This window comes from Pseudoalteromonas mucoides (assembly GCF_049257175.1).
Classification (GTDB): Bacteria; Pseudomonadota; Gammaproteobacteria; order Enterobacterales; family Alteromonadaceae; genus Pseudoalteromonas.
Map to the genome: position 1 here is coordinate 65,470 of NZ_JBMMUC010000012.1, position 16,849 is coordinate 82,318.

12 protein-coding genes are annotated in these 16,849 nt (G+C 40.2%); 3 read left to right on the top strand and 9 right to left on the bottom strand.

Annotated elements, in window-relative coordinates; translation table 11 throughout:
* Window positions 1-37 precede the first annotated feature (37 nt).
* The gene (gene asnC / locus AAEU30_RS13955; RefSeq protein WP_087531123.1) at window positions 38-496 is read right to left on the bottom strand and encodes a transcriptional regulator AsnC; all 459 of its coding nucleotides are present in this window, start codon (window positions 494-496) and stop codon (window positions 38-40) included.
* A 188-nt stretch (window positions 497-684) separates the two neighbouring features.
* Here asnC and asnA point away from each other — a divergent pair, with 188 nt between their 5' ends.
* Complete coding sequence (gene asnA / locus AAEU30_RS13960) at window positions 685-1,680, top strand: aspartate--ammonia ligase (RefSeq protein WP_421961009.1); 996 nt, start codon at window positions 685-687, stop codon at window positions 1,678-1,680.
* 50 nt (window positions 1,681-1,730) lie between these two features.
* Here asnA and AAEU30_RS13965 read toward each other — a convergent pair whose 3' ends face one another.
* The 6 genes from AAEU30_RS13965 to AAEU30_RS13990 form a co-directional block, all read right to left on the bottom strand.
* Entirely contained in the window at window positions 1,731-3,335 is a 1,605-nt protein-coding gene (locus tag AAEU30_RS13965; protein ID WP_421961010.1) for a flagellar assembly protein A, read from the bottom strand.
* A gap of 139 nt (window positions 3,336-3,474) precedes the next feature.
* On the bottom strand, window positions 3,475-3,867 hold the full coding sequence (locus AAEU30_RS13970; RefSeq protein WP_087531119.1) for a RidA family protein: 393 nt from the start codon (window positions 3,865-3,867) through the stop codon (window positions 3,475-3,477).
* A 10-nt stretch (window positions 3,868-3,877) separates the two neighbouring features.
* Window positions 3,878-5,983, bottom strand: a complete 2,106-nt coding sequence (gene spoT / locus AAEU30_RS13975) for a bifunctional GTP diphosphokinase/guanosine-3',5'-bis pyrophosphate 3'-pyrophosphohydrolase (protein ID WP_421961011.1) — start codon at window positions 5,981-5,983, stop codon at window positions 3,878-3,880.
* A gap of 128 nt (window positions 5,984-6,111) precedes the next feature.
* Complete coding sequence (rpoZ, locus tag AAEU30_RS13980) at window positions 6,112-6,387, bottom strand: DNA-directed RNA polymerase subunit omega (RefSeq protein ID WP_058560306.1); 276 nt, start codon at window positions 6,385-6,387, stop codon at window positions 6,112-6,114.
* Window positions 6,388-6,491: 104 nt separating this feature from the next.
* A complete protein-coding gene (gene gmk, locus AAEU30_RS13985) occupies window positions 6,492-7,112 on the bottom strand; it encodes a guanylate kinase (RefSeq protein WP_421961012.1) in 621 nt (206 codons plus the stop codon).
* 521 nt (window positions 7,113-7,633) lie between these two features.
* Window positions 7,634-8,602, bottom strand: a complete 969-nt coding sequence (locus AAEU30_RS13990) for a class 1 fructose-bisphosphatase (protein ID WP_421961013.1) — start codon at window positions 8,600-8,602, stop codon at window positions 7,634-7,636.
* 162 nt (window positions 8,603-8,764) lie between these two features.
* Here AAEU30_RS13990 and AAEU30_RS13995 point away from each other — a divergent pair, with 162 nt between their 5' ends.
* On the top strand, window positions 8,765-11,194 hold the full coding sequence (locus AAEU30_RS13995) for a zinc-dependent metalloprotease (RefSeq protein ID WP_421961014.1): 2,430 nt from the start codon (window positions 8,765-8,767) through the stop codon (window positions 11,192-11,194).
* A gap of 327 nt (window positions 11,195-11,521) precedes the next feature.
* On the opposite strand, the gene AAEU30_RS14000 is transcribed toward AAEU30_RS13995, so the two are convergent.
* A complete protein-coding gene (locus tag AAEU30_RS14000; protein ID WP_421961015.1) occupies window positions 11,522-12,634 on the bottom strand; it encodes a mechanosensitive ion channel family protein in 1,113 nt (370 codons plus the stop codon).
* Window positions 12,635-12,759: 125 nt separating this feature from the next.
* Here AAEU30_RS14000 and AAEU30_RS14005 point away from each other — a divergent pair, with 125 nt between their 5' ends.
* On the top strand, window positions 12,760-13,734 hold the full coding sequence (locus tag AAEU30_RS14005) for a YihY/virulence factor BrkB family protein (RefSeq protein WP_421961016.1): 975 nt from the start codon (window positions 12,760-12,762) through the stop codon (window positions 13,732-13,734).
* A gap of 10 nt (window positions 13,735-13,744) precedes the next feature.
* On the opposite strand, the gene AAEU30_RS14010 is transcribed toward AAEU30_RS14005, so the two are convergent.
* Window positions 13,745-16,834, bottom strand: coding sequence for a bifunctional diguanylate cyclase/phosphodiesterase (locus AAEU30_RS14010; RefSeq protein WP_421961017.1), 3,090 nt, complete (start codon window positions 16,832-16,834; stop codon window positions 13,745-13,747).
* Window positions 16,835-16,849 lie beyond the last annotated feature (15 nt).

Genomic DNA, 16,849 nt, shown 5'->3' on the forward strand with positions numbered 1-16,849 from the left:
ATTTTCTCTTTTAACTCGTAATTAACGTGATTATACCTTAAGGCATAACACTGCGGCTAATGGGGTTTTGCAGTGAGATCAGCGTTTCTGTCGATTGTATTGCTTCTATGGCCTGTATTTTATTGATTAAAACATCTTGTAGATGGTCAATTGAGCGGGTCATTACCTTTATAAATATACTGTAGTTACCGGTGGTGTAATACGCCTCAACCACTTCTTCAAGTTCTTTTAGCAGTATCAAGGTTTGTGGGTAATCTCGAGCATTATTTAAGTTAATGCCAATAAAGCAGCACACATCATAGCCAAGTTGTTTTGCATCAATCTTTACTTGCGTACCAGTAATAATACCTGCTTGCTTCATTTTTTCCACGCGCACGTGAATTGTGCCGGCACTTACAGCAAAGCGTTTAGCTAATTCGGCATACGCTGTTCGGGCATTATCCATTAAGGCATGTAGGATCTGTTTGTCGAGATTATCGATTTGATAATTTTCCATATAAATTTGGCTCTATAATTATTGAATCTTTATTTTTTATACCACTATTTTAATTGTAATTATATGCTATGACTGTTTTTGTTGTGGGTTATTGAATTTTATTGCCAAATGATTGAGGATTGCTTTATTGAGTTTGTCGCCGCGGCAAAATAAGCAAGTAACAATAACTGGGAATGAGGCCAATTATTATGAGTTCACACTATGTGCAGCAACAGCAGCAAATAAGTAAAGTTAAGCAATTTTTTTCACAACAGCTGGAGCAGCAATTAGGACTAATTGAAGTACAGGCACCTATTTTAGCTAAAGTGGGTGATGGCATTCAAGATAACTTAAGTGGTACAGAAAACGCAGTAAGCGTATCGGTAAAAACGCTCCCAGGTAGTCAATTCGAAGTTGTACACTCGCTGGCTAAATGGAAGCGTAAAACCTTGGCGCAACATGGTTTCACTGTAGGTGAAGGGTTATACACCCACATGAAGGCATTACGCCCAGATGAAGACTCTTTGAGTCCGATACATTCTGTTTATGTTGATCAATGGGATTGGGAAAAGGTTATTTGTGCCACGTCAGAACGTTCACTCGAGAAACTAAAAGAGACGGTAAAATCACTCTATCAAGGTTTAAAAGCTACAGAGCAGTTCGTAGCTGATGAATTTGGTATTGCAGGTTTTTTACCTGAGGAAATTACCTTTGTACACTCTGAACAACTTCGTCAGATGTATCCAGATTTTACTGCAAAGCAGCGCGAAAAAGCGATTGCACAAGAGTATGGCGCGGTGTTTTTAATTGGTATTGGTGGTCAACTAGGTGATGGTAAAATACATGATGTACGTGCGCCAGATTATGACGATTGGTCTACCCAAACGTGTGAACAATACAGTGGCTTAAACGGTGATATTCTTGTCTGGAACCCAGTACTAGAAGATGCTTTTGAAATATCATCAATGGGCATTCGAGTAAGTCCTGATGCATTAATGAAGCAGCTTGAAATTACCGCCGATCAAGCGCGTTTAGAATTCGATTGGCATAAACAGCTACTGGCAAATGAATTCCCACAAACCATTGGTGGTGGTATCGGGCAGTCTCGACTAGCAATGTTGTTGTTACAAAAGCCACATATTGGTCAAGTTCAGGTTGGTGTTTGGAGCGAAGAGCTAAAGCAAGAAGTAGCAGGAATACTCTAAAGTAAGTGTAGATTCAGAGGCGTAAGGCCTCTGAATTTTTCACTTTGAAGTTAATTAGTTTTAAACTCTACTTCAATCTTACCTTCTTGTAATTTCACATTGCAAGGAGGGTAGTTACGGTTTGTTTTCAACACCTTATCAAAAATATGAATTTCAACACCAGAGTGCAGAACCTGATTAACAGCTAAATTAGCATTATTAAGTAAGTCATGCAGATGGTGCTCTAATTTTGAAAGACGTTGTTCAAGCTGCTCCGCCTGTTGGCAGTAATGCTGTTGAGTGGCACCTATTTTTGCAATAAGTTGCTTTTTCTTATCGGCATCTTTAACTAAATCTGCTTTTTCTAAGGCTGCTTGCAAGGTATCGAGCTGTTCGTCTGTTTTAGCTAACTCCTTAAAACAGTTGTCAGTCTCTTCTGTGATGTCTTTCCCTGATGCAACCATGTTGATTAACATTTTAGCCCCAGATTCATTACCTATTTCGCCTGCGATAACCATCCCCGCATCAAGAACTTCACCGCCAAATATTTTGCCTTGCGGGTTATCTTTTTGACCAACTTGTAATAAACGAGTGGCTTTCATCATACAGTGGCTCGCTTGGCGCTCAATAAAAATATTGTTGCCGCTGATGAAGCTATATTGAGCATGAGAAAGGTGGATATCACCAGCGCTGATAATTTTGCAAGATAAAGACTTATCATCTAGCTGGTGGCCGATAACCCCTTGCTTGATAGTAATATTGCCTTGAGCGGTGAGTTCGCCAGACTCAACAGTACCCAAGACAGTAATATCACCTTTTGCAGTGACTTTCATACCAGGTTCAATATTTTGGGTAACGATAACACTGCCATCAAAGTTAACATGGCCGCTTTTAACGTTTACGTCTTTAATGGTATAAATGTCATCAACGCGCATACCATTGGTTATTTCAACAGGCACTCCGGAAATAGTCGAGACCAGTTCTAAAGGGTTTGTTTTTGATATTTCAGTGCCTTCACCTGCCACTAAAGAGAAGCTTTCGCCTGGTTTTGCTGAAAGCGAATCCCCAGTCACCGTAAAGCCTTCTTTGCCGGGGGTTGCAGGTTGTTGTTGAATAAGTAGTGCACCCGGCTCAACACTTGCGAGCTTGCCGAAGTCACGCATATCAACGGTGCCATCTTCACGCAGTTTGGGGGCATTTAAACGTTCTTTTAAAGTTTGTACTTGTGGTATTAACCGAGATGATAACCCATCTACCGGAAGGCGCCCTTTAGCTAATATTCCTTTCGCAGTGTGTCCTGCAGGTAATTCAAATTGTTGTTGTAATAGTTGCTCTAAAAAGGCTTGCTTATACCCTCTTGCGATACCTGCTTTTATTAATTGTTGTTTGGCTGTATCCAAGTCGAGAACTTTACCACCTTGCGCTAATGTTAGTTCACCGGTTGCAAGCATTTTATCGTCACTGATAGCTACAACGAGAGTAGCATCATGTTTACTGGCAACGACAATAGTACGCTCATTACTAGGTGCATCAAAATAGGCTTTAATGGACTCTTGATCAACACGACATTCACAAAACTTAGAACGTTCAAGCGCTTCAATTACAAAGGCGGCGCTGGGAGGTGAATGCTCTATTACATCCAGTAATACGTTACCATTATGGGCTAGCTTAAACACACATTATCCTTTTGCACTGCTAAAGTTAAAGGTTTTATTTTTATCATTATAGAGTGCTAGAGAAATTAATAACTGTCAAGAAATTAGGATGGCTTTCGCGAAGGGGAAGGCATCCTAATAGTTTGGATGCCTGATATGTTTAGTTGGTTGAAGGCAATTCCATGATGCCATCTATTTCAACTTGTACGTTTTTAGGTAAAGCGCGAACGCCTATTGCTGCACGGGCAGGATAAGGAGCTTTAAAATACTGGCTCATTACTTCATTAACAGTAGCAAAGTTTGATAGATCGGTTAGGTAGATATTCACTTTTACTAAATCCTGAATAGTCCCACCGGCTTCTTTACAAACTGCGCTGACGTTTTTAAACACTTGATGTGTTTGCTCAGCAAAATCTTCTGAGATCACTTCCATTGTTTCAGGCACAAGTGGTATTTGCCCTGATAGGTAAACGGCAGTGCCGACCTTAACTGCTTGGCTGTATGTACCAATAGCTGCAGGGGCTTGTTCGGTAGAAATAAATGCTTTATTCATGATTTTCCTATTATTTTTTACGATAGACTTTTTGCACATCAGGCATTACGCGAATACGGCGCATGATGTTAGCAACGTGAACACGGTTTTTAACGGTGATCCCAAGGTCTATCACATAGAGATTACTTTCTTTTTCATCAGTCGTTATTTCAACTATATTTGCTTGTGTAGTTGCCACGACATTGGTTAGTTTTGCTAGTGCACCTTGATGGTTAATTATTTCAACGCGCAGGGCTGCAATATATTCTTTCTCAGGGTTATCATCCCATTTTACGACTAGGTATTTAGAGCGTTCAGACTCCCAGCCTCGAATGTTTTTACATTCTTGGCGGTGTACGGTAACGCCTTTACCTTGGCTTATATGGGCAGTAATGGCATCACCTGGCACTGGGCGGCAACATTTTGAGTAGTTAACCAGCATGCCTTCGGTGCCGATGATAGTTGCTTTGGCATTCTTCGCTATATCGCTTAAATCTTCATCATCGTTTTGCAGCAAGCGCCGAGCGATTAACATACTCATTAGATTACCAGAGCCAATTTCAACCAGTAACTCTAATACAGTGTTTAAATTATGCTCGTCCAATACTCGTGTTATATTTTCATCAGGTAAGTCACTGAATTTTGTTTCACCTAATGCTGAATCAAGTAAGCGCCTCCCTAATTGCAGTGCTTCTTCCTGATGTTGATTCTTTAAGTAATTACGAATCCCTAAGCGTGCTTTACCGGTAACAATAAAGTTAAGCCAAGTTGCATTTGGGTGTGCACCAGAGCTGGTTATGACTTCGACTGTTTGGCCTGTATCTAATGCTTGACTCAGTGGGTAAGGCTTGCGGTTAACCCGGGCTCCAACACAGGTATTACCTACGTCAGTATGAACAGCATAAGCAAAATCAACAGCTGTTGCACCCATTGGTAACTCGACGATGCGGCCATCGGGAGTAAATACGTAAATTTCTTCAGGGAATAACTCGGTTTTAACGTTTTCAACAAATTCAAATGATGAACCTGCACTTTGCTGCAGCTCTAATAAGCTTTGCATCCATTGACGAGCACGTTGTTGCGCCGTGTGGCCTGCGCCATCACCCGCTTTTTTGTACATCCAATGTGCTGCGACCCCTTTATCAGCCATATGATCCATATCGTGAGTACGGATTTGTATCTCAACTGGGATGCCATGAGGGCCGACAAGTGAAGTGTGCAGAGATTGATAACCATTGGTTTTTGGTACGGCAATATAATCTTTAAAGCGCGTTTCTATAGGCTTATATAAGTTATGCGCAACACCTAACACTCTGTAGCAGGTATCCATAGACTCTACGGCAATTCTAAAGGCGTAAATATCCATGACCTCATTAAATAATAGCTCTTTATTTAGCATCTTTTTATAGATGCTATATAAGTGTTTCTCACGTCCAGATACAGTCGCAGCAATACCCGCTTCTTCAAGGCGCGCTGTTATTTCTGTTTGAATATTTGAGATAACTTCTTTGCGGTTTCCGCGAGCTTTAGCAACTTCCGATTTTAGCGCTCTGTGGCGCATAGGGTAGAGGGCCTGAAAGCCTAAATCCTCTAGTTCATTTTTAATATCATGGATACCTAACCGGTTTGCGATTGGCGCATAAATTTCAAGTGTTTCTCTTGCAATTCGGCGACGCTTGTCAGGACGAAGCGCTCCCAAAGTTCGCATGTTATGAGTACGATCGGCAAGCTTAATTAAAATAACGCGGATATCCTGCGTCATCGCCATAATCATTTTACGATAGTTTTCAGCTTGAAATTCTTTTTTATCTTTAAAGCTGAGTTTATCGAGCTTGCTTACGCCTTCAACGAGCTCTGCAACTGTGTCGCCAAAAATTTCGGCTAAGTCTTGTTGGCTGAAGTCGGTATCTTCGATTACATCGTGCATCAAGGCAGCCATGAGAGTTTCATGGTCTAAATGCATGCCCGCAAGAATTTGGCTCACTTCAACTGGGTGAGTTATATAAGGTTCGCCACTTGAGCGAGTTTGACCTTCGTGCGCTTCTCGAGCAACTACATAGGCTTTTTGTACCAGTTCTACATCTGCCGGTGGCAAGTATTCTGATATTTTCTTTTTTAAACCTTCAAAAAGATACATTCACACTCCAATGTTCTCGTGAAGCAAATAGGTAACGGTATGTTAAGAATATACGATGAAAAGAAGGGATTGCCAACGGCTAGAGTAGAAATACTACACCGTTGGCTAAATCAGACCGGGAAGTCAGATTATTGGTTGCCACCTACGATAGCAGCAACGGCAGCCATTTCAGCCGCTTCTTGGTGTTGTTGCTCTTCACGATCAATAACATCCATTGATGAACTATCAACTAAACCAAGTTCAATTTCACGTAAAGCAACGACTGTTGGCTTATCGTTTTCAGGGTCAACCAATGGGTTTTTACCACCCACTGCGATTTGGCGGGCACGACGAGCCGCAACTAAAATTAAGTCAAAACGATTACCAATTGCATCTACTGCATCTTCAACAGTTACGCGAGCCATCTTCAGCACTCCAAATAAATTTTTAAGCAAAGACGTAGTTTACTGCACCCAGCAAGATTCGCCAATAGCTAGTGGTTAATTTTTATCTATAAATATATCAATAGTTATTTTATTAAGTCAGCAATTAGCTCTTGATGACGAACTGACTGACACTGCAACGACAAGCGTTTTGCAAGCACGATTGTTTCAATTTGTGCCAGTGCAGTATTAAAATCATCATTTACAACTACATAGTCATACTCATCATAGTGAGAGCTTTCAGATTGCGCCTGTGCCATACGTCCAGCAATTACTTCGGCTGAATCTTGACCTCGGCTATTTAAGCGTGATTCTAATTCTTGTTTTGATGGAGGCAGAATAAAAATAGTTTTAACGTCATCAACTAATTTACGCATCTGTTGTGCGCCTTGCCAATCAATATCTAAAAACACATCGATACCAGCAGCGAGTTGCTCTTCAATAGCTTGCTTAGAAGTACCGTAATAGTTATCGAATACTTGCGCCCATTCAAAAAAGTCATTTTGTTCAATCAAGCGCTTAAACTCATCGACTGTTACAAAATGATAGTGAACAGCATTTTCTTCACCTAGGCGCGGCGAGCGAGTCGTGTGCGATACCGATACTTTCATATCGTTATGTTTAGCTAGTAGTGCATTGATTAAGCTTGATTTACCAGCCCCAGAAGGAGCTGATAATATAAATAAATTTCCGCGAGTTTGCGCCATAATTTGGTTCTCTACTAAAAATAAATAGGCTTGAGTTACAAGTAACTCAAGCCTTTAATAGTTCTATTGTACTTTATTTAAGTAATTGTGCTCAAGTTGAGCGAATAAACACTTATACAATATTTTGGAACTGCTTATTGAGTAGCGGCCTGGGCCTTAACAAAATCAATGGCTTACCGAAAGCAAAGCGTTCAAAAATGCTTGTTTCCCCACCAAACTGCCTATGGCTTTTACTAAATTTTAGTGGTTAACAATGGAAAAACAGTGCTGTTTAACGCTGTTGTTGGGATTAAAACATAGCAGTTTTGAAGGGCTTTATCGAGCACGATTTCCATCAACATAGCCTGGCCACTTTTTGGTTGTTCTATGTGATAGCAAAGCTGGGGGCTGGCATGACAGCAAACGAATAGGTCGAGTCGGCACAAAAGCCATATGGGATGCCTGGGTGAAATTGGTATTTCTAGCCGAGTCCTATGCTTTTATGAAAGAACTCGACTTGTGATCAAGAGATAGGCTGAGAGTTACTTATGATATCCCAAACAGGTTTCGACTTCGTTTTTAGAGCCTAAAATCACTGCTACACGTTGGTGGATGGCATCTGGTTGAATATCCATAATACGCTCAGTGCCTGTTGACGCGATACCGCCAGCTTGCTCGATTAACATGGCCATTGGGTTTGCTTCGTAAAGTAAACGCAGTTTATTTGGTTTGTTAGGATCTTTAGTGTCGGTAGGGTAGGTAAAAATACCACCACGGCATAATACGCGGTGGACGTCACCCACCATAGCGGCAATCCAACGCATGTTGAAATTGCGCGCTCTAGGGCCTGTATCACCAGCAATTAAATCGTTAATATAGTTTTGCATAGCTGGCTGCCAGTGACGCTGGTTTGATGCGTTAATAGCGTACTCATTGGTATCTTCTGGTACTTTAGCGAAATCTTCAGTTAACAAGAACGTGCCGTGAGTTTTATCTAAAGTGAAAAAGCGAGTGCCTTTACCTGTCGTTAGGGCTAAAACAGTTGATGGGCCGTAAAGTACGTAGCCCGCTGCAACTTGATTTTTACCCGGTTGCATAAAAATGCTTTGATCTGCAGGATCAGAGCCTTCAGGCGCTTTCATTATTGAGAAAATAGTGCCCACTAATGAGTTAATATCAGTATTTGACGAGCCATCGAGCGGATCAAACGCTACGATGTAATCTGCATCTGGGTTGCCTGCAACCGTGTAGTCTTCTTCTTCTGATGCGATGGCTTTAACGTAACCTGATTCCAGTAATATGTCTTTTAGTAGCTGGTTGGTTAGTACATCAAGTTTCTTTTGTGTTTCACCTTGAATGTTTTCGTCGAGGGTTGAACCAAGTACGCCAGATAATGCGCCTTGGCCGACACGGAATGAAATTTCTTTACATGCCGCTAATACTGTTCTGATCAACGAAATTAAATCTCTAGGGCAACCGTCTTCAAGTAATACTGGGGGTAGTCTACGCATTCTATTTTCCTGATAACGTTAAGGGCCATGATAATCATAGGGTGAGAGGGATCATCAAAGCTAGCGCTGAATTTCGTCTTAAATAGATGTATTTTAAAGTGGATACATTATACTGTCATCACCTTTAAACTTATTTAAAACGCGAATAACAAAGATAAGATTATGCAAAAAATACCACTGATACGTTACATACTCTTTACTGTGTTGCTAACTATGATAACCCAAGCGCACGCAGCAATTAAGTCTATAAATGATTTTACTTCACAAATGAATCATTTTCCTGGCTATTTTTCATTCTTTTACGATACCGAAAATGGCAAAGTCTACTTAAAGGTAGACAAATTAGAGCAACAGTTTTTATTACAGCAAAGCTTACCTTATGGTGTTGGTTCGAATGATATAGGTCTTGATCGTGGCCAATTAGGCAATACTCACCTGGTGCAGTTTGAGCACTTTGGCGACAAAGTGATGCTCAGAGCAATTAATACATATTACCGCGCAAATACCAGTAATAAAGCTGAACAAAAAAGTATTCAAGAAGCCTTTGCGTCGAGTATTTTAGCAGGCTTTAAAGTGGTTGCTAAAAGCCCCAAAGCGCTATTAATTGACTACACACCTTATTTATTAAGTGACGTTCACGGTGTTAGCCGCACACTGGCTGCTCGTAAACAAGGTAGCTTTAGTTTAGATGAGCAGCGCAGTGCGGTATTTATGCCGCGTTCAAAAGCGTTTATGAAAAATACTGAGCTTGAAGCTGTGCTTACCTTTAAAGGTAGTAAGCCGGGTAAATATATTCGCCAAGTCAGTGCTGACCCATATGCTTTAACTGTACATATGCATCACTCGTTAATTGAACTACCTGATGATAACTACACACCACGTGCGTTTCATCCGCAATCTGGTTACTGGAGTGTTGAACATAAAGATTACGCAGCTTCATTAAGTGACTCTATGTTAGTGCGTTATATTCCGCGTCATCGTCTTACTAAAAAAGATCCGTCATTGCCGATTAGTGAGCCTGTTGAACCAATAATCTATTATTTAGATCCAGGTGTACCAGAGCCAGTAAAAACAGCGTTATTAGAAGGCGGCAAGTGGTGGAATGATGCATTTGCAGCGGCAGGTTACAAAAATGCCTTTATCGTAAAAGTATTGCCTGATAGCGCAGATCCTATGGATATCCGTTATAACGTAATTCAATGGGTGCATCGAGCTACGCGTGGTTGGTCTTATGGCAGCTCAGTAATTGACCCTCGTACAGGGGAAATTCTAAAAGGCCACGTTACTTTGGGATCACTACGTGTGCGCCAAGATATTTTAATTGCTGAAGCTCTAGCTGCGCCTTATTTAGAGGGCAATGAAGTAGCTAAAGCTTTACAAGCAATGGCGCTTGACCGTATTCGTCAATTAAGTGCACATGAGATTGGTCATACATTAGGGATTGCACACAACTTTGCTGCATCAGTGGCCGATAGAGCATCTGTAATGGATTATCCTCACCCATTATTAAGCTTTAATGATAAAGGTGAGCTTGATGTGAGCCGTGGCTATGCGCACGGTATGGGGCAGTGGGATACTCAAGTTATTAAATATGGCTACAGCGATTTTACTGGTTTTGACGAAGATACAGAGCTGGCTGCTATTTTAGCCGAGAACAAAAGCAAAGGGCTGGAGTTTATCTCTGACAGCGATGCACGAGCAAAAGGTGGTGCACACCCAACGGCTCACCTTTGGGATAATGGCACTTCACCCAGTGATGAGCTAACCCGAGTGCTTGAGGTGCGCAAACATGCATTAGCTAATTTTGGTATTAACAATATTAAAACAGGTACTGCACTGTCGCAGCTTGAGGAAATGCTGGTGCCGCTGTATTTATTTCATCGTTACCAAGTAGAATCTGCGGTTAAGCTGATTGCAGGTGTTGATTATGACTATGAAATACGTAGTGAAGGCGCTATAAAAGGCGCGCAAGTTGTAAGTAAAGAAGTGCAACAACATGCACTCACAGCAATGCTTAGCACGTTAAAGGCTGACAACTTAGTTTTACCAGAAAGTATTTTGGCTCTTATCCCACCTAAGGCTTACGGTGAGTCTAAAAACCGTGAGAGTATTGTTGGTCGCACTGGTTTAACACTGGATGCTATGGCGTTGCCGGAAGTCGCAGCACAGCATAGTTTATCGCTTATGCTAAATGGCCAACGGTTAAATCGGTTAGCTCAACAGCAAGCGCGCAGTAATGCGTTTTTCAGTCTTGATGAAATGCTTGCACAAGTATATGAGCAAGTGTTTACAGCGAGTAATGAAACGCCAATGGCCGCTAAAATTAACCAGCGTGTGCAACTATTAACGGCGAAACAGTTTGCTGACTTGGTAGCCAGTAATAGTGTTGCTCCAGAAGTTCAAGCACAGCTGCGTTATTATTTAGTTAAGCTTAGTAAAGACTTCCAACAAGGTTCACTGCTTAGCAGTGTCAGTATTGGTGAAAGCGCCTTTAAGCAATATTTAGCGGAGCAAGTTAAGCTGTTTTTAGCATCTGGGCAGTGGCCAGATAACTTTAAAGTGTTACCAATACCACCAGGTTCACCTATTTAAATCGGGTTATTATACCCAAACCACCTCAAGGTGCAGAATTCAGCGTTTCACAGGGGCTTAATATCAAGGCGTTACTTTGCAAGAATGGCAGTCCCTTTTAAGAAGTAACAACGATGAGAATAAGTGCCTGTGAAACGCCCAAGGGGTTGGTTTAAAAGCGATTTATACTGCGTTATTGATTTTAACAATAGAACCACTATTACTTGCAATCAATGCCTTGCCTAAATCGCTTTTAATTCCAACTGAAACTCGCATCTTAAAGTGGCTTGGGTATAAACTCATTTACTAAATATATAAAGGGAGCAAACATGCTCCCTTAAATTTACCCTAAATTATATTATTACCTTGCTCGGGGTCACGAGACTCTTCTGCTTGCTCTCTAATTTCATCTGTATCACTACTGACATCATCAATATTTGTGTCGTCATCTTGGTGAATCGGTGTATCGACTCTGTTAGCTCTTTTGGCTTTAAGAGCTGACTTTTCATCATGATCGAGCGTAGGATAAATATCATCGCCTTGGCTATTTACGAGTACACGCTCACGCGCATCGTCGGGCATGCTAATACCTTGCTCAGTGAAGTTATTGACCAACTCTCGCATTTGTTGTGATGCAACTTTTAATACGCTGTGCTGTTCACTGTTAACCCAAAAATAAATAGTGAAGTTAACAGTGGCTGAGCCTAAGTCGTTAATAAGTACTTGTGGGGCAGGTTCACTCAAAACCGGCGCTTGTTTGTTCAGAATATTTAATGCAAGTCGTTGAGCCGCTTTAATATCATTATCATAGCCAATACCTAAGGTGAAATGACCACGCATTTTCGGGTTGGCGGTTAAGTTTTTAATAACATTTTTATATACATTCGCATTTGGTATCTGGATATGATTACCATCAAAATCAACCAGAGTGGTGGCACGGGCAGTTACCTTTTTTACTACGCCAAGATGACCGTTTACCTCTATTACATCATCTATTTTGAATGGCCTTTGTACACTCAAGAGCATACTTGAAATAAAGTTTTCGGCAATGTCTCTAAAAGCAAAACCAAGTATCAAACCTAGTAAGCCAGTACCACTCATTACGGCCACAGCAAATTGGGTCAGCCCCGCTAAGCGAAGAAATAAATATACGCCAAATAATATAATTAATATGCTAATAAAGCGCCTAGTTACGACATGTAATAAGCGACTTTCACTAACATACCCCAGAGGTTTAATGAGTAAGTAAGAGAGTGGTCGAGCAAGAAAATAGCAACCAATAATCGCGAGTACACCTAATATTAATGCGGGTAGCATTTGCCCAGCAGCATGTAAAAACTGCATGACTTGAGAGTTAACACTTGCAAGAGTTAACTGCCATGTTTGCTCGTTTGGTAGTATTTTTTCATTACTAGCTAAAGTGCTAGCGTATTGATTTATATTGCTAAAAAAATTATACATGGCTTTTTCCTGATGCGTTCTACACTCTCCATCTCAGTTTCTTAATGCAAGACGAAGGCCATACTGTATTGGCAAGCTGATTGCTATATCTAAAAGATTACATAACGATAATTCAGAGTTCTCAAATGCCACAAAGTCAATATGGTTATCAAGCTAACAAGCCAAATGAAATCCCATTGCGGGGTTGGTGGAGTGTTTGTAAGCGCGTTTATACAAGCCTTGCTCAAGATAATTTATCTTTTGTTGCCGCGGGTGTGGCGTTTTATGCATTACTTGCTATTTTTCCGGCAATTGCAGCTTTAGTTTCTGTTTATGCTTATTTTGCGTCACCAGCTGATATATCGGCTCTATTGAGTAAATTCATCACCTTGTTACCACCAAGCACCAGTGAAATAGTACTTGAGCAAGTCACTGCGGTGAGTCAAAAGTCACAAGCATCATTAAGTTTTAGTGCTTTAAGTACTGTATTATTAGCGGTTTGGAGTAGCAGTAAAGGCAGTCAAGCGCTGATCACTGCATGTAACATTACTTATCATGAAGATAATAAGCGTCAGTTTTTTATAGCTCTACTCTTTCGATTTATTTTTTCAGTCGGTGCAGTTACAGTTGCTGTTGCAGCGTTACTTATTATTGGTATTTTGCCGATTGTACTTAATTTAGTTGGCTTTACTCAAAGTATTGATCTCATTATTCAATTGATATCTTGGCCGCTGCTCGCATTTATTTTTAATTTTGCGTTGGCTTGCCTATATCGTTACGCGCCCCACAGGCGAGCAGCTAAATGGCGATGGGTGACACCAGGTTCATTATTGGCAACTATATTATGGATTGTTGCGTCACTTGGTTTCTCATTTTATGTTGCTACATTCGCTTCATATAATGAAACGTATGGTTCAATAGGTGGGGTGGTAATTATGCTCATGTGGTTGTATTTAAGTGCATACATCATCATTTTTGGTGCTGCATTAAATGCCAGTATTGAGCAACAAACCATGCAAGATAGTACCAAAGGTAAAGCAAAAAAACGCGGTGAGCGTGGTGCTTTTGTTGCTGACGAACTAACGAGTAAGCAGCAACAAATAGACGATGAAGATCACTAAAGTTAGCAAGTTAGTTATTTAGCAGTGTTAAGAACTCAGCTTTTGGAAGTGGCTTAGAAAATAAGTAACCTTGGCCGTAGTCGCACCCAAGTTCGAGTAATAAGTGGTGTTGCTCTTGGGTTTCGATACCCTCTGCAATAACTTTTAAGTTAAATTGATGAGCCATTGTAATAATTGCTTTGCATAGGGCAAGCTCTTGATTACCTACTTTTATGTTATCAACAAAGCATTTATCAATTTTTAGATAGTCAGCATCCATTTGCTGTAAGTAAGCAAGGGATGAATAACCCGTGCCAAAGTCATCAAGTGCAAGCTCCATTCCTGAGCGTTCTAACGTTTTAAGACGTTTTTGAGTAAGCGGCTCAGGTGTGATCATTAATCCTTCAGTTATTTCAGCCACTATGGCACTAAGTGGTAAATCAGCACTCTTTAATAGTTCAGGCCATTCATCAATGCCGCTATCTAAACAACTAAATTGCACGGGTGATACGTTAATACTTAATTGAAAATCCTTATCGATTTGTGATCTCAACGTTTTTAGCGTGTCTATTGCGGTAGTAAAAACAAATTGACCCAATGGATTTATGTATCGAGACTCTTCAGCTAAAGGTATGAATTGCACGGGGCTTATTAGGCCCTTACTTGGGTGTTGCCAGCGTATAAGGGCTTCGGCTTTATGTGTTTTACCGGTATCAAGACTTACAATTGGCTGGTAATACAAGTCAAACTCTTGTCGTTCTATGCCGTGGCGCATATCCTTTAATAGAGCCATTCTAGCTTGCGCTTGCTCTCGTAAATCTACATTGAAAAACTTATAACAATTACGGCCATTTTGTTTAGCTTGAAACATTGCTTGATCGGCTGCTTTAAGTAATTGTTCACAGCTATCTCCATCATTAGGAGCAATAGCAATACCGATACTTGCTGCAATATAAACTTCTTCACCTTCTAATTTAAAGGATGCTGACATGGCATCAAGTACATCTTGGGCAACTTTTTTAATGTGCTCTTCGCTGATCAATTTGGAATGTACTATAACAAACTCATCACCACCAATACGGGCAATAAACTCAATATCGCTGATGCTATCGAGTAACCTTTGAGCGATTAATTTTAAAAGCTTATCACCATAAAAATGTCCTAGGGTGTCATTAATATCTTTAAAGTGATCAAGATCAAGTAACATGACCACCAGAGGTTCATTTACGCTAACGTTGCTAGCTAAACGTTGATTTAAACGCTCTTTTAATTCAATTCTGTTGGGCAAGTTCGTTAAATGATCAAAGTGGGTTTGATGCCAAATAAGTTCATCGGCTTCTTTTTTCTCTGTAATATCAGTAAAAATAGCAACCCTACGATGAGGTTGGTAATGTTCATCATAAACAGTGTCTATGGTTAACCATTCGGTAAATAGCTCGCCATTTTTACGTCGGTTGATGACTTCTCCTTGCCAGCGGCCTGTTTCTTCTATTGCTTGCCACATTTTTTTATAAAAGACTTTTTTGTGATTGCCTGAACTAAGAATTGATATTGGCTTCCCTAATACTTCATCTTTACGATACTGGGTTAAATCACAAAATGCGGGATTAACATCTAATATAATTGCATTAGGATCGGTAATAACCATGCCCTCACTACTATTAGCGTAAACTAAAGAGGCTAAATTTGAGGCATGTTCGGCTTTTTTTCTCTGGCTGATATCTTGTAATACAATAGTGTATTCATTACTGGTTTGTTTAGCGCTGATCCTGACTTCGTATATATGCTTAGTACTAGGGGTACTTTGAACTACCTCAAATTGTGCAGTATCATTTTGTGTGGGTAATTTTTTTAGTATTTGCTTACTAGCTTCTTCATCAAGCAGATCTCGTAAATGCAATTTTTCTCGCACTTTCAAAGGGCTATTTAGCTTAGAGGATTGGCCTCCTAAATTAAGTACATTACCATGGATATTGATACGAATATAAATATCGGGTAGAGCACTTAATAAGCCGTTAAGCTCGTCGTGCTGCCGTTTTATGTGTGCTTCAGAAGCTAAACGAGTTTGAGCCATATATTCAAAATGTTTATATAAATTATTAAGCTCTTCACTTTTAAGACTAAATTGTTTGGGTAAATCACCTTTTGCAAGGTCTTGTATTGCTGTAGTTAAGCGTGCTAAGGGGGTTAATACGACTTGTTTTAATTGTATACGGGCAAAAATGCAAAGTAGAACTATCATCAGGATAAAAGCGAGCAGAGTATTAAAAAATAATTGATTCGCTTTACCTATTGGCGCGTTAAAAGGAATAGCAACATAAACATTAAGTGAATTATTAACGTTATCCCTATACATTTGCTGACTATGAATTACATAGCTTTTGTTTTTAAAATCAACAATGTTACTCACACCTGAAGTGCTATCGCTAAATCCATACTGGTTTATGCTTTGACCAAACATGTCACTATCATGATTTGAATTAGCAACAATACGGTTGTGGTTATCGGTGATAACGGCTATAGCTCCATCAGGTAAGCGAAAGTTGGCTAGCTTTTTACTCCACCAATCTAAAGTGATTACAGTAACGACTGCGCCATATGGGGTCTGTTGAGTGTCGAGCAGCGGGTATGCGAAATTGACTGTATGTGTACCTAAACTTCGATCTTTTTGAAAAAAACCTATAGCAAAACTTTGAGTTTCGAGTGCGTTGATGTAGTACTGGCGATCTGAGATATTGATATCTTTATTCATTCCGCTTAGTAAACATTGCGGTTGACCCTTAAGGTTAATAATACCGATATTTGCAATTTCAGGATTAAGAGACTGTATTTTTTCGAGGTAAGGCGGACAACCAGACTGTAACGGAGCCGTAAAAGCGTCTAGTTGTGCAAGCTCTACAGTAAAATGTTCAATCTCATCGAGTAAGCTTGTTTGTTGCGCCGCTAACTGTTCTGCAATAGCTAATGCTTGCAAACGGCTTTCTTTGAGCACATTTTCTTTTGCATGCCAAAGACTAAATAGAATTACTACAACGCCGGGTAAGCTTAATAAGACGAATAAACGATAAAGACGCTCTTGTAATGATGATGATAAAATGACGACACTCTTTACTCTTAACATTTGGACCAAATTGTA